Below are 15,194 nucleotides of genomic sequence, written 5' to 3' on the forward strand. Positions count from 1 at the left end.
GAACTGCCTCACCCAAGGACTAAAACAGGAGACGCCGTCATGCAGACGACAAGCCGGGCGACAGTGGTCACGGAGGCCAAGACCTCCGTTCGCTGGAAGATTTTTTTGATGATGCTGTTCCTCATCGCGATCAACTACATCGATCGCGCCTCACTGTCAGTGGCGATGCCGCTGATCGCCAAGGAGTTCGACCTCAGCCCCACCATGCAGGGCCTGATCCTCAGCTCGTTCTTCTGGACCTATGCGCTGATGCAGGTGCCGGGCGGCATGCTGGCCGACAAGTACAAGCCGCGCATCGTGATCGCCTGCGCCACCGTGTTCTGGGGCATTGCCCAGGCCGTGGCGGCCTTCACCACCAACGCCACCGCGCTGCTGCTGACCCGGCTCGGCCTGGGCGCGGCCGAAGCGCCGATCTACCCGGCCGGCGGCAAGCTCAACGCGATCTGGATGACCCAGAACGAACGCGGCCGCGGCGCCACCCTGCTTGACGGCGGCGCGCCGCTGGGCGCCGCGCTCGGCGCCATCATCATCACGTGGCTGATCGCCACGCTGGGTTCGTGGCGCCTGGCCTTTATCGTTGCCGGCGTCGGCACCGTGCTGGCCGGCGTGCTGGCCTGGTACTACGTGCGCAACTCCCCGCGCGAGCACCGCGGCGTGAACGAACTGGAAGCCCGCTACATCGAGGAAGCCCAGGCCAATGAACACCGCGCCGAGCCGGCCAACCTGTCGGGCCGTTCGCTGGACTTCTTCAAGTACCGCTCGGTGTGGTGCATGGCGATCGGCTGGATGTGCTTCAACACCGTGTTCTACGGCCTGCTGACCTGGATGCCCAACTACCTGAACAAGGTGCACGGCTTCGACATCAAGCAGATGGGCGGCGCCAGCTTCATCATCTTCTTCAGCGGCTTCGTGGGCGAACTGATCGGCGGCTGGATCGCCGACAAGTGGAAGGAAGCCGGCGGCCGGCCCAATGTGGTGATGCGCACGCTGTTCGGCATTGCCGCGGTGGTGGCCACGGTCTCGATCTTCTCGGTGGCCTACGTCACCGACCCGATCGTGGTGGTCGTGCTGCTGTCGTCGACGCTGTTCTTCCTGCGCTGGTGCGGCCTGTTCTGGTGCGTTCCGTCGATGCTCGGCACCCGCAACAAGATCGGCTTCCTGGGCGGCGTGATGAACCTGGGCGGCAATATCGGCGGCATCACGGTGCCCATCATCGTCGGCATGATCGTGCAGTTCACCGGCTCGTACTTCCTGGCGCTGATGTTCTTCGCCGCGGCTGGCGTCGGCCTGCTGCTGGCTTCCACCGCCATCGACTACGAGACCAAGATCCCGGTCTGAAGACCCGTCGGATCACCGAACTCCGAAAAACCAGCGAAAGGGCCGGCAATGTCCCGGCCCTCGCAACCACTCCTGAGACAAAAAGCAAAATGACCAAGCAAATCCGCCTCGGCATGCTGACGCCGTCTTCCAACACTGCGCTCGAACCCATCACCAGCGCGATGGTTGCCGGCCTGCCCAACGTCAGCGCGCATTTCTCGCGCTTCACCGTGACCGAGATCTCGCTGCGCGACCAGGCCCTGGGCCAGTTCAACCTGGACAAGATCCTGGCCGCCGCCAGCCTGCTGGCCGATGCCCGCGTCGATGTCATCGCCTGGAACGGCACGTCTTCCGGCTGGCTCGGCTTCGACAAGGATGAGGCGCTGTGCCGGCAGATCACCGAAGCCACCGGCATCCCGGCCACCACCTCGGTGCTTGCGCTCAACGAGATCCTGGAAAAGACCGGCGCGCGCAACTTCGGCCTGGCCACGCCGTACCTGGACGACGTGCAGCAGCGCATCATCGCCAACTACGAGCGCAGCGGCTTTCACTGCGTGGCGGAGAGCCACCTGGACCTGCGTGTGAACTACAGCTTCGCCGAGGTCGAGGAAGACACCATCCGCGAGATGGTGCGCGGCCTGGCCCAGCACCAGCCGCAGGCCATCACCACCTTCTGCACCAACCTGCGCGCCGCGCACCTGGCCGAAGAACTTGAAGCCGAAACCGGCATTCCGCTGTACGACACCATCTCCACCGTGGTGTGGAAGTCGCTGCGCCTGTGCGGCGTGGACACGCGCGAGCTGCGCGGCTGGGGCCGCCTGTTCCGCGAAGTGGAGTAAGCCGATGTCCGCTCACGACAGCCTTGACCTGGTGATCCGGCGCGCGGACGTGGTCACTGCGTCCGACCGCTTCCGCTGCGATATCGGCGTGCGCAACGGGCAGATCGTCGCGCTCGGCCACGCGCTGCCGCAAGGCGCGCGCGAGATCGATGCCGATGGCCTGCTGGCGCTGCCCGGCGGCGTCGATGGCCATTGCCACCTCGACCAGCCCATGCCCGACGGCCTGCGCATGGCCGACGACTTCTTCACCGGCACGCGCGCCGCGGTGTGCGGCGGCACCACCACCGTGATCCCGTTTGCCGCGCAGGAGAAGGGCGCTTCGCTCAAGGCTGCCGTGGCGGACTACCATCGCCGCGCGGAAGGCCGCGCGGTGATCGACTACGCCTTCCACCTGATCGTGGCAGACCCCACGCCGGCAGTGCTGGCCGATGAACTGCCGGCGCTGATCCGCAAGGGCTACAGCTCGTTCAAGGTCTACATGACCTATGACGACCTGAAGCTGTCCGACCGCGAAATGCTGTCGGTGCTGGACGTCGCCAAGCAGAACGGCGCGCTGGTGATGGTGCATGCCGAGAACGCCGACTGCATCTCGTGGCTGACCGACAAGCTGGTCGGGGAAGGGCGCATCGCACCGCGCTTCCACGGCCTGGCACGTCCCGCCGCAGTGGAGCGCGAGGCCACGCACCGCGCCATCACCTTTGCCGAACTGGTCGACGTGCCGATCCTGATCGTGCATGTCTCGGGCAAGGAAGCGATCGAGCAGATCCGCTGGGCACAGGGCAGGGGGCTGCAGATCCTGGCCGAGACCTGCCCGCAGTACCTGTACCTGACCGCCGACGACATGGCCTTGCCCGGCGACGACGGCTACGAAGGCGCCAAGTGCGTGTGCAGCCCGCCGCCGCGCGACCCCGAGAACCAGGCAGCGGTCTGGCGCGCGCTGACCAATGGCGTGTTCAGCGTGTTCTCGTCAGACCATGCACCGTTCCGCTATGACGACCCGCAAGGCAAGCAGCCGGGCGGCGAGCGGCCTTCGTTCGAGCACATCCCCAACGGCGTGCCGGGCATCGAGACGCGCCTGCCGCTGCTGTTCGACGGCGTGGCGCGCGGCAAGCTGTCGCTGCACCAGTTCGTCGAGCTGACCTCATGGCGGCCGGCACGGCTGTATGGCCTGTATCCGCGCAAGGGCACCATCGCCATCGGCGCGGATGCGGACATCGTGCTGTGGGACCCGAACCAGCGCGTGCAGATCCGCAACAGCGCGCTGCACCACGCGGTGGACTACACGCCATACGAAGGCATCGAAGTGACCGGCTGGCCGGTGCATTGCTTCTCGCGCGGCGAGATGCTGGTGCGCGATGGCCAGTACCAGGAACCCCAGGCCGGACGCGGGCAGTTCCTGCCGGCGGGCGCGCCGATGCTTGGTTGATGACCTGCGGACCTGAAGACTGAAGAGCTGTGCAGGTTTGCTGTTTTCGCTGTTCGACAAACACTATCTCCCCATGCAACTCCTGATCGTCAATCCCAATATCAGCGAATCCGTCACCGCGCTGATCGAAGCCGAGGCGCGCCGCACTGCCGCCTCCACCACCACGCTGAAGATGGCCACCGCCCAGTTCGGCGTGGCCTACATCGAAACTCGCTTCGAAGCATTGGTCGGCGGCTATGCCACCGCCTGCGCCGCCGCGGAACACGCCGGCCAGTTCGACGGCCTGGTGGTCGCCGCGTTCGGCGACCCCGGCCTGGCCGGCCTGAAAGAGCTGTTCGACGTCCCGGTCGTCGGCATGACCGAAGCCGCGCTGGCCAGCGCCTGCCTGCTGGGGCAGCGCTTCTCCATCATCGCGATCTCGCACCGCATCCAGGCGTGGTACCGCGAATGCGTGGCGGCCAACGGCCTGTCGTCGCGGCTGGCCAGCGTGCGCTCGCTGCAGGAGCCGCTGCGCGATATCGGCAGCGTGCAGGAAGACCATGCCGCGCGGCTGGAGCAACTGGCCCTGCAGGCCATCGAGCAGGACGGTGCCGACGTGATCATCGTCGCCGGCGCGCCGCTGGCGGGACTGGCGCGCTCGCTGCAAGGGCGCATCGCGGTGCCGGTGGTGGATGGCGTGTCGAGCGCGGTGCGGCATTGCGAATCGCTGGTGGCCCTGCGCGCCGGCAGCGCCACGCAGGGCAGCTTCGCGCGGCCGCCGCGCAAGCCCAATGCCGGCCTGCCGCCGGCGCTGGCAAAGCTGCTCGACTGAGCGCAATCTAGCCGTGTGCAAATCTGCAATGCGCGTCCGCAAGGACGCGCATTGCTGCATAAGGGGGGCGATCCTAGACTGCCTGCACGGCCGCCGCATGGCGTGGCGGCCAGGCAACCACCACAGGATCGCAATGAAGCTCTACTACACTCCGGGCGTCTGCTCGATGGCCGTCCATATCGCCCTGCGCGAAGCCGGCCTGCCGGTCACGCTGGCCAAGGTCGACCTGCTCCGCCACAAGCTGGCCGAGCCTGAAAACGGCACCGACGACTACTACACCATCAACCCGCGCGGCTACGTGCCGCTGCTGCAGCTCGACGACGGCTCGCGCCATACCGAGGCGGCATCGCTGCTGCAATACATCGCCGACCTGGTGCCCGAACGCGCGCTGCTGCCCGCCGCCGGCACGCGCGAGCGGCTGGAAGCCACCGGCTGGATCACGCTGGTTTCAACGGAACTGCACAAGGTCTTCAGCCCGTGGCTGTGGCACAAGGAAACCGCGCAGAGCACGCAGGACGAGTGCAAGGCCAGGCTGCACCGGCGCTTTTCCGAACTCGACCAGCACCTGCAAACCCGCCATTACCTGATGGGCGACACGTTCACGGTGGCGGATGCTTACTGCTTCACCATCGTCGGCTGGGCCCGCATCCTGAAGCTGCCGCTCAACGACTACCCGGCGCTGCAGCAGTACCTGTCGCGCGTTGCGGCGCGGCCGGCGGTGCAGGAAGCGATGCGGGCCGAAGGGCTGGTGCGCGACTGAACCCGGCCGCGCAGAATCGCTCGCTCAGCGCTGCGCGCCGAGCAGCGATTCGATCTTCGCCACCAGTTCCTTGTCGTCCGGCCTGGTGCGGCTGCCATAGCTGGCCACCACCTGGCCATCGCGGCCGATCAGGTACTTGTAGAAATTCCACTTGGGCGTGGTGCCGGTTTGCTTTGCCAGCAGCGCGTACATCGGGTTGGCATCGCTGCCGCGCACATGCGACTTGCCGAGCATCGGGAACTTGACGCCGTAGGTGTTGTAGCAGAAGTCCGCGATCTCTTTCTGCGAGCCGGGCTCCTGCGAAAAGTCATTGGACGGGAAGCCCAGCACCACCAGCCCGCGCGCGCCGTACTTGGCGTACAGCGCCTCCAGGCCCTCGTACTGCGGCGTGAAGCCGCAATAGCTGGCGGTATTGACCACCAGCACCACCTTGCCGGCGTACTGGCACAGGTTCTGCGGCACATCGTCCTGCAGGCGCGGGAAGGTGAAGTTGAGCGAGGCGGGGCAGGCGCCCGCGGCAGGCGCCGCGGCGGGCTTGTCGGCGGCGCGCACCGGCGCCGGCAGCAGGGCGGTGCTGGCCGCCGCCAGGGTCAGGGCGGCAGCCAGGCTGGAAAGCAGGGGACGACGGATCATGGCGACGGGGCTCCGGTGGTCGGCTCGCTGTATCGGGTACGCGTAGTTTACGCCGATGGCGGCCTGACGGATGCCGCGCCGGTCAGTCCATCGCCAGCGTGGCCGCGTGTTCGGTGACGCTGCCGCGCAGCTCCAGGTCCGGCATGCGGCGCACGATCAGCAGCGCCAGCACCGCCGCCGCCGCGCCCGCGGCAAAGAGCAGGTGGAAGCCCGACTCCACGCCGCCCGCCAGCACCGCGCGCACAGACGGCGACAGCTGCGCAAAGGCCTCGCTGCCGTGGCGCAGCGCACCGAGGTCCAGCGCCTGCGTGACCCCCGACGCCGCCAGCGCATGGCGGAATTCCAGCGTCAGCAGCGTGCCGGCGAGCGCCCCGCCCAGCGCGCTGCCGAGCGAGCGCAGCACCAGCAGCGCGCCCGTGCCGGCGCCGGTGTCGCGGCGCTCCAGCGCGTTCTGCACGCTCATCAGCGTGGCCACCATGGTCATGCCCAGGCCCACGCCGGCCAGCGTCATCGCCGCCAGCACCACCGCCAGCGGCACCGCCGGCGTCACCAGCGCCAGTGCGATCAGCCCCAGCGCGCCGGCGATATAGCCGGCGCTCAGGATGCCGCGCATGCGGCCCACGCGCGGCGCCAGCCACGCGACGATAAAGTTGCCCGCCACGGTGGCCAGCAGGAACGGCATCACCAGCAGGCCGGAGGTCGATGCATCCGCGCCGCGGACCAGCTGGAAGTGCAGGGGCAGGGCGAAGATGCACAGGAAGATATCGAGCGCGGCCAGCGCCGAGGCGGCCACGCCCATCACATAGGCCCGGTTGGCAAACAGGCGCGGCGGCAGCATCGGGTCCGCGGCGCGGCGCTCCTGCCAGATCAGCAGGACCAGGGCCGCCACCGCGGCCAGGAGCAGGGCGCCCAGCTCTGGCGAGAGCCAGTCGTAGACGTCGCCGCCCCAGCTCATCGCCAGCAGGAAGGCGACGATGGCCACCGCCAGCAGCAGCGCCCCCAGCCAGTCCACGCGCGCACGCCCGCCACGCGGCGGCAGCATGGCCAGCCCGCGGTAGCACATGAACATCGCCAGCAGGCCCAGCGGTACGTTGACCCAGAACAGCCAGCGCCACGACATATGGTCAGAGACCCAGCCGCCCACCAGCGGCCCGGCGATCGACGCCACCGCCCACACCGTGGCCAGGTAGCCCTGGTAGCGCCCGCGCTGGCGCGGCGCCACCACATCGGCAATGGCTGCCTGCGCCAGCGACATCAGCCCGCCGCCGCCCACGCCCTGCAGCGCGCGGAACAGGATCAGCTGACCCAGCGTCTGCGCCAGCGCGCATGCCACCGAGGCTCCGATAAACAGCGTGATCGCCACCATCAGCAGGCGCCGCCGGCCAAAGCTGTCCGACAGCTTGCCGTACAGCGGCGTGGTCACCGTCGACACGATCAGGTACGCCGTCACGATCCATGACAGGTGGCTGAAGCCGTTCAGGTCATTGGCGATCGCCGGCACCGCCGGGATCACCACGGTCTGGTCGAGCGCGGCCAGCAGGATGCACAGCACGATGCCGCCGATCACCCGCATCACGGCGCGATGGTCGTGGGCGGGCAGGGCCGGCGTGGTGTCCCGGGCGGATGCGGCAAAAGAGGGTGAAGACATGGACAGGCACGAGACCGCAGCGATGTGCGGTGAAAGCTACGTCAAATGCAGGGAATATCGGCCGGGAACCGCGCAATAGGGGGCGTGACGCCGTCGCGGGTGGCCTAATTCAGCGAACGCATAATTATATGCGGCCAGCAAGTATCGCGCTCGTGACCCGGATGTCTGGCACGTCACTTGCGTGACAAGGATCAGGCACGATGGTCGATGCAAGATCACATCGCCACTACCGAAGGTAAGATTTCGTCATGACCGAGACCCCACGACACGAAGCAGGTCAGGCCGCCGATGCGGCCGGGCCCGAACTGGGCCAGTGGCACCCCGTGCTGGCCATCGAACAGGCCGATGGCGACGGCCCCTTCGCCGCACGGCTCTTTGGCCGCGCGCTGGTGCTGTGGCGCAATGCCGACGGCTGGCACGCCTGGGACGACCGCTGTCCGCACCGCGGCGCCGCTTTCACGCTGGGCGCCGTGCACGATGGCCTGCTGCATTGCGGCTATCACGGCTGGCGCTTTGCCTCGGGCGGCCGCTGCACGCGCTATCCCGCCCACCCGGAACTGGTGCCTGCGCCGCGCGCCTGCGCCACCACGCACGCGGTGCGCGAGGGCTACGGGCTGTTATGGGTACGCCTTGGCGGCGACGGCACCGAGGCCGTGCCCGAACTGCCGTCCTTCCCCGAGTACCACGACGCCGAATGCCGCCGCGTGGTCTGCGGCCCCTACGACGTTGCCACCTCGGCGCCACGGCTGGTGGAGAACTTCCTCGACATGGCGCACTTCGGCTATGTCCATGACGGCTACCTGGGTGACCCGGCGCACACCGAAGTGCCGCCCTATGAAGTGGAAGCCATCGGCGATGCGCGCAAGCCCGACGCGCTGCGCACCATCGGCTGCCGCGCCTGGCAGCCGCGCGCGCACGCCAGCGCCGCCGGCGGAGCCATGGTCGAGTATGAATACCGCGTGGTTGCGCCCTACGCCGCGATCCTGACCAAGGTGCCCGACCTTGGCGACAACCATCGCGGCGCCATCGCGCTGTTTATCGGCCCGCGGGACGAGGAATCGAGCCGCGTGTGGTTCGTGATGTCACTGGTGACAGACGATGACGACGCCAGCCTGCGCGAATTCCAGGACACCATCTTCCTGCAGGACAAGCCGATCGTGGAATCGCAGCAGCCGCGCCGCCTGCCGTTGCGCACCGGCGTGGAGGTGCCCCAGCCGGCGGACAAGCTGGCAGGCGCGTACCGCCGCTACCTGGCGGCGCATGGGGTGAGGTTCGGCACGCTGGGCTAGCCGGCGGCCGCGCGCGGGAGAGTGGACGGGGCGGGTGCGTGCAATGCGACCAGCCCCCGAACACGACAGGCCTAGCGCCCGCCCCCGGTGATGTAATGCTCGAGCTGCTCGATGATGAACTGCTGCTCGGAGATGATGTCCTTGACCAGGTCGCCGATCGACAGCATGCCGATCAGCTCGTCGCCTTCCATCACTGGCAGGTGGCGCAGCCGGTGTCGGGTCATCAATGCCATGCATTCGTCGGTGGTCTGGCTGGCGCCGACATAGATCACTGCATTGGTCATGATGTCGCGAACCAGCGTCTCGCGCGAGGTGCGCTGCATCAGGATCACCTTGCGCGCATAGTCGCGCTCGCTCAGGATCCCCAGGATCTCGCCATGCTCGATCACCAGCAGCGCGCCGATGCCTTTCTCCGCCATCAGTTGCAGCGCGGTATAGACGGTCGCCGTGGGCGGGACGCTGTAAATGGCCTGACTCGGCTTGGACTCCAGAACCTGGCGTGCGGTTTTCATCACCAACTCCTTTTCCGTCGACAATGCAATGCGGCTGGCGGTGCCAATGCAATCAGAGTAGCAAAGTAACGCGCGCCGTTACAGGGTGACTTACGCGAATCTTTGTAAGCAATGTTGTGACGCCCGCATGGCAGCCGCCGGGTCAAGGTTGCGCATCGGTCGCTTTTTCGTCCAGTGCCGCCAGGCACAGCGCCTGCATTTCGGACACCCATTGCGCCGGCTGCAGCGCCGCGCCCTGCAGCAGCAGCCGATAGCGGCGCGCCCCCCAGACCGCCAGCACCAGTGCCTGCACCTTCGCGGCATCCGGGGCCGTGGGCAAGTCGGGGCAAGCGCACAGCGCCCGGCGCCAGGCCTCGCAGAACTCTTCGAACACGCGCCGGTGGTGCTTGGGCTCGGCGATGCGCGGCTCCAGCCCGATGATGTCGGCATCGAAGACGATGCCCGTGGCCTCGTCGTCCGCACCGCAGGCGATGGCCACCAGCCGCCGCACGCGCGTGCGCCAGTCGGCGTCAGCCCGTTGCGTGACCTCGGCGTCGATGCGCGCCAGCATGGTCTCGACCGTGTGGCGCACGTAGCCCGACGCCAGCGCTTCCTTGCTGGGAAAGTACTCGTACAGCGTACCCACCGAGAACCCTGCCTCCAGCGCCACCGCGCGCGTGGTCACGCCGTCCCAGCCATCGCGGCACCAGATCCGAACAAAGGCGTCGTAGATGGCGTTGACGGTGAAGTGCGCGCGCTGCTGCGAAGGGCGCTTGAGCGGCTTGCTGCGCGGCGTGGCGGGCCGTTTCAGGTCGCCGGCGGCGGGCGCTTCGTTTCCGAACCCGGCGGCGTTGGCGCGGCGATAGATTCTTGGCATCGGCCTCACGGAAGTCATGGCGAACATTGCACGCCGGACGGACGGGCCGCGAACCAGGAGAAGACATGGCAGCAACTGAACCGACCCTTGCCATCACGCGGCTGTTCAGCCGCAAGGATGCCCTAAACGAAAGCCGGCTGGAAGCCGCGCACGAACCCGCCAGCGCCGCGCCCGGCGAAGTGCTGCTGCGCCTGGACCGCTTTGCCCTGACCACCAACAACATCACCTATGCCGCCTTTGGCAAGGCCATGCAGTACTGGGACTTCTTTCCCACCGGCCAGCCGCAGTGGGGCCATATGCCGGTGTGGGGCTTTGCCGATGTGGTGGCCTCCGGCGTCGACGGCATCGCCCCCGGCGAACGCTTCTACGGCTACTTCCCCATCGCCAGCCATTTCCGCATGCAGCCCGGGCGCGTCACCGCGCGCGGCTTCTACGATGCCGCGGCGCACCGCGCAAAGCTGACCTCGGCCTACAACCAGTACACCCGCGTGCAGAACGACGCCGCCTACGCGCCGGAACTGGAGCACTACCAGATGCTGTACCGGCCGCTGTTCATCACCTCGTTCATGCTGGCCGACTTCCTGGAAGACAACCGCTTCTTCGGCGCACGGCGGCTGGTGGTGTCCAGCGCCTCCAGCAAGACGGCCTATGGCACCGCCTTCTGCCTGCGCGACCTCGACGGCATCGCGCTGACCGGGCTGACCTCGGCCCGCAACCGCGCCTTTGTCGAAGACCTCGGCTGCTACGGCAGCACCGTCACCTATGACGAACTGGCATCGGTGCCGGTGGACGAGCCCACGCTCTATGTCGACTTCTCCGGCGATGAGTCGCTGCGCGCGCGCGTGCATGCGCATTTTGGCGACAGCCTGGTGTACGACTGCTTTGTCGGCTCGACGCAGAACACCGGCTTCCTGCGCGACCTGCACCTGCCCGGGCCCAGGCCCGAGTTCTATTTCGCGCCGGTGCAGATCCGCAAGCGCAATGCCGACTGGGGACCACAGGAAGTGAACCGGCGCTTCAACGCGGCGCAGCGCCGCTTTATCGACCATGCGCGCGATCCGGCCAAGCGCTGGCTGGCGCTGGTGGAGGAACGGGGATTCGAAGCCGCGCAGGCACGGATCGCGCGGCTGGCGGCGGGGAGCGGGGCGCCGCAGGAGGGGTACGTGGTGGTCGTGGGGTAAAAGCAGAACGGGCCCCGCATGGGGCCCGTCTTTCACTCCGTCAGCATCCGCACCTTCACCTTCTTGCCCTTGACCTTGCCGGCATTGAGCCGCTTCACCGCCTCGCGCCCGATGCTGCGCTCCACCGCGATATAGGTCGACATCTCCAGCACATTGATCTTGCCGATCTGCTCCTTGGTGAAGCCTGCCTCGCCGGTGAGCGCGCCCAGGATGTCGCCGGGGCGGATCTTCTCCTTGCGGCCACCCAGCATCTGCAAGGTCACCATCGGCGGCAGCAGGCGTTCATTGCTGGCGGGCCTCAGGTCGGCCAGCGGCTGCCATTCGAATTCGCCGCCGTGGTGCTGTTCCAGGTTGCCCACGCGGCCCATCTCGTCCATGCTGACCAGGCTGAAGGCCCAGCCTTCCTGGTCGGCGCGGCCGGTGCGGCCGATGCGGTGCACGTGCACCTCAGGATCGGGCGTGATCTCGACATTGATCACGGCCTCGAGCTGCGCGATATCCAGCCCGCGCGCGGCCACGTCGGTTGCCACCAGCACCGAGCAGCTGCGGTTGGCAAACTGCACCAGCACCTGGTCGCGCTCGCGCTGCTCCAGTTCGCCGTGCAGCGCCAGCGCCTGGTAGCCCTGCGCGCGCAGCAGTTCCACCAGCTCGCGGCAGCGCGCCTTGGTATTGCAGAAGGCCAGCGTGCTGACCGGGCGGAAGTGGTCCAGCAGGCGCCCCACCGTGTTCAGGCGCTCGCCTTCCTCGACCTCATAGAAGCGCTGGCGGATGGTGGTGTTGTCGTGCGTAGCCTCCAGCTTGACCGACTGCGGGTTGCGCAGGAAACGGTGGCTGAGCTTGTCGATGCCGGGCGGATACGTGGCCGAGAACAGCAGCGTCTGCCGGTCCTTCGGGCAGCGGCTGGCCACATAGGCGATGTCGTCGAAGAAGCCCATGTCGAGCATGCGGTCGGCCTCGTCCAGCACCAGCGTGTTGATGCCGGACAGATCCAGGCTGCCGCGGTCGATGTGATCCAGGATGCGGCCGGGCGTGCCCACCACGATATGTGCGCCATGGATCAGGCTGTCGACCTGCGGCCGCATCGGCGAGCCGCCGCACAGTGTCAGCACCTTGATGTTCTCTTCGGCGCGCGCCAGGCGGCGGATTTCCTGCGTGACCTGGTCGGCCAGCTCGCGCGTGGGGCACAGCACCATCGCCTGCACATCGAAGCGGCGCGGATCGAGCCGGTGCAGCAGCGCCAGCCCGAAGGCGGCGGTCTTGCCGCTGCCGGTCTTGGCCTGCGCCACCAGGTCCTGGCCTGCCAATGTGATCGGCAGGCTGGCCGCCTGGATCGGCGTCATTTCGTCATAGCCAAGCTGCGCCAGCGTGGCGAGCATGGTGGGCGACAGCGGCAGGTTGGAAAAAGCGGTGCCGGCTTGCGGCTGGGCGGGGGTCGAGTTCATGCGCGATTATAGCGATCCAGGGATGTCGATCCGTCAGTCATCGGCCGGCGGCGTCCAGTCCAGCCGCTCCAGCAGCGCCTGCGCCGCGGCCGGCGCGCGTTCCTTGGCGCCGTTGATAAAGAAGACAAAGACTTCGCGCTTGCGCGCGGCGGTCTTGCGGTCTTCCACCGTCGGCAGGTCGTCCGGCTGGTGGCCCTGCGCCCACGTGCGCACCCGCGCAGCCCACGCATCCAGGTCCCTGGGCGCATAGCCGGCCTTCAGCTTCGCGCTGCTGGCCATCAGCCGTGCATAGACAAAGTCTGCCGTGAGATCCGCCATCGACGGAAACTTGGGCGAATCGGTAAAGACCGTGGCGGCCTTGTACTTGCGCGCGAGCTTGAGGTAGTCCGGCGACTGGAAGCTGTCGTGCCGCACCTCCAGCACGTGGCGCAGCTTCACGCCTTCCACCGAATCCGGCAGCAGCTGCAGGAAGGCCTCGAAGTCCTCCGCATCGAACTGCTTGGTGGGCGCGAACTGCCACACCACCGGCCCCAGCTTGCGGCCGAGCTCGGCAATGCCGCTGTCGATGAAGCGTTCGATCGATTCGCCGGACTCGGCCAGCACGCGCCGGTTGGTGGCAAAGCGCGAGGCCTTCACCGCGAACACAAAATCATCCGGCGTGTCGTCGCGCCATTTGGCGAACGAGGTGCGCTTCTGCGTGCCGTGGTACGTGCTGTTGATTTCGATCGCGCTGAGGTGGCGGCTGGCATAGGCCAGCTCACGCGCCTGTGCCAGGCCGGCGGGATAGAAGTTGTCGCGCCACGGGGCGAAATTCCAGCCACCGATGCCAACCCGCACCGGCTCGGTGGACGTGGCGGCTTTGCGTGACCTGGCCTTGGGTGTGGCCTCTGAGGTTGCTGCAGTCCTGGATGCGGCCTTCGCCGCGGTGCGTGCTGCCATGGCGCGATCTCCCGAAACGCGAGACTGGCAGTCTAGCGGGAAACTGCGCCAGGCGGTGGCGGCGCAAACACGCCCCTGGCCAACAAAAAAAGCCGGAAGAGGGCCAGGCCCCCTTCCGGCTCCGTTCCCGGTCCCCCGGAATCAGAACGAGAAATTCACCAGGGCGTCGGCAGCGCTCACGTCCGCCGGCTGGGTCTGCACCGCACCCGTGGCGCTGGTGGCCTGCACGCTGTACTTGCCCGCGGCAGCGCCATCCGGCTGCAGCGGAATCGGCAGCGCGGCCTGGTAGGTGCCGATCACCGGAGCGGCCACCGGCAGCGCCGGTTCGGTGGCAAACATGCTGTAGGCGCCGGTATCGCTGGCGGCAGCCGTCGCCGCAATCTCGAAATTGCCGCCATTGACCAGTTGCAGCGCGCGCAGGGTCGCTTCCGCCGAAACCGGCGTGACCGAACCCGAAACCCGGCGATAGGTCGACGCCGGCAGCGACATCGGTGCCGCCGCGGTCGAGATCGCCGTGGGCGTGCCCACCACCACCGGCACGGCGCGCACGATGCCCGCCGCCTTGCCATTGGCAGAACCCGGCACCACCACCACGTCAACTGGACCGGCCGTGCTGCTCTGCTCGATCGGTGACAGCTTGAAGTTGCCGTTGGCGTCCGCCACCGTCGACTTCACCACCACGCCGTTGCGCTCGGCATAGACGCGCGCACCCGGTGCCCCGCTGACCACGCCGTTCACTTCACCGCTGACGGTCATCGGGATCGCCGTCACCACCGGCTTCAGGCCAAAGGTGCCATTGCCGCGCGTGACCACCGACTTGCACGCGTCAAAGTCCAGCACCAGGTCGGTCAGCGTACCCGCTGCCACGGTGAACGGCCGATTGATCTTGATGCCCGACTGCACCGCGCTAGGCGTATCCAGCGTCTGCTCAGTGCCGCCGATGGGCACCACCGAGTTGGCCAGCGCACCGGCGCCGCCGCCACGGTTGGCATCGAGCACCAGGCGCACCTGCTGGTAGTTGCCGGCAGGCAGCGCGGCCTGGCCCAGCACCGTCATCACGCCGTTGGTCAGCGACAGCAGGTCGATCTTGCGCGCGGGCACGACGTCGATATCGACCCAGCCCCCGGCGCTCGTCTCGGCGCTGGCGCTGCTGTGCACGCGCACCTTGTTGACGGTCACGAAGACATTGTTGAAGCCACAGGCCGGCGCATCGGTCATCGAGACCTTGAGCGTGCCCTGCCCGCCGCCATCATCGCCACCACCACCGCAGGCGGCCAGCGCCAGGGCACCGCTCAAAGCAAGCACGCGCATCGGCGCGGAAGTCAAGGAAAGGACTGACACGGTAGGCTCTCCGTTTGGGTTATTTGTGAGTTGATCGGAGGATATGTTGCCGATCGCATAACGGCTGTAAGTCTTTGTAATACGTTGTGAAAAAGTCGTTAGCTTGTCTGATGACTGATCAGAAAGGCTTGACGACATATGTGATCCCGCCCAAGCCGCCGTCGGATGCGCTGCGGCAAGCGTTCTGCTGCGGCTGCCGT

General features: G+C 67.5%; 14 protein-coding genes. 7 read left to right on the forward strand and 7 right to left on the reverse strand.

The features are described from left to right. Positions 1 to 39: 39 nt before the first annotated feature. The 5 genes from I6H87_RS06705 to gstA all read left to right on the forward strand — a co-directional run bounded on the left by I6H87_RS06705 (position 40) and on the right by gstA (position 5,153). On the forward strand, positions 40 to 1,338 hold the full coding sequence (locus I6H87_RS06705) for an MFS transporter (RefSeq protein WP_010811437.1): 1,299 nt from the start codon (positions 40 to 42) through the stop codon (positions 1,336 to 1,338). 89 nt (positions 1,339 to 1,427) lie between these two features. Then, positions 1,428 to 2,156: a maleate cis-trans isomerase family protein gene (locus I6H87_RS06710; protein ID WP_011614332.1), complete on the forward strand. Its 729-nt coding sequence runs from the start codon at positions 1,428 to 1,430 to the stop codon at positions 2,154 to 2,156. Positions 2,157 to 2,160: 4 nt separating this feature from the next. Next, positions 2,161 to 3,582, forward strand: a complete 1,422-nt coding sequence (gene hydA, locus I6H87_RS06715; protein ID WP_011614331.1) for a dihydropyrimidinase — start codon at positions 2,161 to 2,163, stop codon at positions 3,580 to 3,582. 73 nt (positions 3,583 to 3,655) lie between these two features. Further along, positions 3,656 to 4,393 carry an aspartate/glutamate racemase family protein gene (locus tag I6H87_RS06720; protein WP_011614330.1) on the forward strand — a complete coding sequence of 246 codons (738 nt, stop codon included), beginning with the start codon at positions 3,656 to 3,658 and terminating at the stop codon, positions 4,391 to 4,393. A gap of 133 nt (positions 4,394 to 4,526) precedes the next feature. Then, complete coding sequence (gstA, locus tag I6H87_RS06725) at positions 4,527 to 5,153, forward strand: glutathione transferase GstA (protein ID WP_011614329.1); 627 nt, start codon at positions 4,527 to 4,529, stop codon at positions 5,151 to 5,153. Between the two features lie 24 nt (positions 5,154 to 5,177). Here gstA and I6H87_RS06730 read toward each other — a convergent pair whose 3' ends face one another. Both I6H87_RS06730 and I6H87_RS06735 read right to left on the reverse strand, forming a co-directional pair. Further along, the gene (locus tag I6H87_RS06730; RefSeq protein ID WP_011614328.1) at positions 5,178 to 5,786 is read right to left on the reverse strand and encodes a glutathione peroxidase; all 609 of its coding nucleotides are present in this window, start codon (positions 5,784 to 5,786) and stop codon (positions 5,178 to 5,180) included. An 82-nt stretch (positions 5,787 to 5,868) separates the two neighbouring features. Further along, positions 5,869 to 7,359: an MDR family MFS transporter gene (locus I6H87_RS06735; RefSeq protein ID WP_010811431.1), complete on the reverse strand. Its 1,491-nt coding sequence runs from the start codon at positions 7,357 to 7,359 to the stop codon at positions 5,869 to 5,871. A 323-nt stretch (positions 7,360 to 7,682) separates the two neighbouring features. Between I6H87_RS06735 and I6H87_RS06740 the strand changes: the two genes are divergently transcribed. Then, positions 7,683 to 8,723: an aromatic ring-hydroxylating oxygenase subunit alpha gene (locus I6H87_RS06740; protein WP_010811430.1), complete on the forward strand. Its 1,041-nt coding sequence runs from the start codon at positions 7,683 to 7,685 to the stop codon at positions 8,721 to 8,723. A gap of 71 nt (positions 8,724 to 8,794) precedes the next feature. Here the strand turns inward: I6H87_RS06740 and I6H87_RS06745 are convergent, their stop codons facing one another. Further along, a complete protein-coding gene (locus tag I6H87_RS06745; protein WP_010811429.1) occupies positions 8,795 to 9,235 on the reverse strand; it encodes a CBS domain-containing protein in 441 nt (146 codons plus the stop codon). A gap of 142 nt (positions 9,236 to 9,377) precedes the next feature. Beyond that, positions 9,378 to 10,091: a TetR/AcrR family transcriptional regulator gene (locus I6H87_RS06750; RefSeq protein WP_011614326.1), complete on the reverse strand. Its 714-nt coding sequence runs from the start codon at positions 10,089 to 10,091 to the stop codon at positions 9,378 to 9,380. A 65-nt stretch (positions 10,092 to 10,156) separates the two neighbouring features. Here I6H87_RS06750 and I6H87_RS06755 point away from each other — a divergent pair, with 65 nt between their 5' ends. Continuing rightward, complete coding sequence (locus I6H87_RS06755; protein ID WP_011614325.1) at positions 10,157 to 11,272, forward strand: DUF2855 family protein; 1,116 nt, start codon at positions 10,157 to 10,159, stop codon at positions 11,270 to 11,272. A gap of 32 nt (positions 11,273 to 11,304) precedes the next feature. Here I6H87_RS06755 and dbpA read toward each other — a convergent pair whose 3' ends face one another. From dbpA to I6H87_RS06770, 3 genes are all read right to left on the reverse strand, one after another. Further along, positions 11,305 to 12,714, reverse strand: coding sequence for an ATP-dependent RNA helicase DbpA (dbpA, locus tag I6H87_RS06760; protein ID WP_010811426.1), 1,410 nt, complete (start codon positions 12,712 to 12,714; stop codon positions 11,305 to 11,307). A gap of 33 nt (positions 12,715 to 12,747) precedes the next feature. Beyond that, positions 12,748 to 13,653, reverse strand: a complete 906-nt coding sequence (locus I6H87_RS06765; protein ID WP_011614324.1) for a DUF72 domain-containing protein — start codon at positions 13,651 to 13,653, stop codon at positions 12,748 to 12,750. A 141-nt stretch (positions 13,654 to 13,794) separates the two neighbouring features. After that, complete coding sequence (locus I6H87_RS06770) at positions 13,795 to 14,964, reverse strand: DUF4382 domain-containing protein (protein WP_041687089.1); 1,170 nt, start codon at positions 14,962 to 14,964, stop codon at positions 13,795 to 13,797. Positions 14,965 to 15,194 lie beyond the last annotated feature (230 nt).

Origin of the sequence: Cupriavidus necator (assembly GCF_016127575.1) — a bacterium.
In the GTDB taxonomy this organism is placed as follows: Bacteria; Pseudomonadota; Gammaproteobacteria; order Burkholderiales; family Burkholderiaceae; genus Cupriavidus; species Cupriavidus necator_D.

Excerpts from the sequence above, each read along its gene's own strand:
- I6H87_RS06705 (WP_010811437.1), top strand. The coding sequence starts at position 40 with ATGCAGACGACAAGCCGGGCGACAGTGGTCACGGAGGCCAAGACCTCC.
- I6H87_RS06710 (WP_011614332.1), top strand. The coding sequence starts at position 1,428 with ATGACCAAGCAAATCCGCCTCGGCATGCTGACGCCGTCTTCCAACACT.
- hydA (WP_011614331.1), top strand. The coding sequence starts at position 2,161 with ATGTCCGCTCACGACAGCCTTGACCTGGTGATCCGGCGCGCGGACGTG.
- I6H87_RS06720 (WP_011614330.1), top strand. The coding sequence starts at position 3,656 with ATGCAACTCCTGATCGTCAATCCCAATATCAGCGAATCCGTCACCGCG.
- gstA (WP_011614329.1), top strand. The coding sequence starts at position 4,527 with ATGAAGCTCTACTACACTCCGGGCGTCTGCTCGATGGCCGTCCATATC.
- I6H87_RS06730 (WP_011614328.1), bottom strand. The coding sequence starts at position 5,786 with ATGATCCGTCGTCCCCTGCTTTCCAGCCTGGCTGCCGCCCTGACCCTG.
- I6H87_RS06735 (WP_010811431.1), bottom strand. The coding sequence starts at position 7,359 with ATGCGGGTGATCGGCGGCATCGTGCTGTGCATCCTGCTGGCCGCGCTC.
- I6H87_RS06740 (WP_010811430.1), top strand. The coding sequence starts at position 7,683 with ATGACCGAGACCCCACGACACGAAGCAGGTCAGGCCGCCGATGCGGCC.
- I6H87_RS06745 (WP_010811429.1), bottom strand. The coding sequence starts at position 9,235 with ATGAAAACCGCACGCCAGGTTCTGGAGTCCAAGCCGAGTCAGGCCATT.
- I6H87_RS06750 (WP_011614326.1), bottom strand. The coding sequence starts at position 10,091 with ATGCCAAGAATCTATCGCCGCGCCAACGCCGCCGGGTTCGGAAACGAA.
- I6H87_RS06755 (WP_011614325.1), top strand. The coding sequence starts at position 10,157 with ATGGCAGCAACTGAACCGACCCTTGCCATCACGCGGCTGTTCAGCCGC.
- dbpA (WP_010811426.1), bottom strand. The coding sequence starts at position 12,714 with ATGAACTCGACCCCCGCCCAGCCGCAAGCCGGCACCGCTTTTTCCAAC.
- I6H87_RS06765 (WP_011614324.1), bottom strand. The coding sequence starts at position 13,653 with ATGGCAGCACGCACCGCGGCGAAGGCCGCATCCAGGACTGCAGCAACC.
- I6H87_RS06770 (WP_041687089.1), bottom strand. The coding sequence starts at position 14,964 with ATGCGCGTGCTTGCTTTGAGCGGTGCCCTGGCGCTGGCCGCCTGCGGT.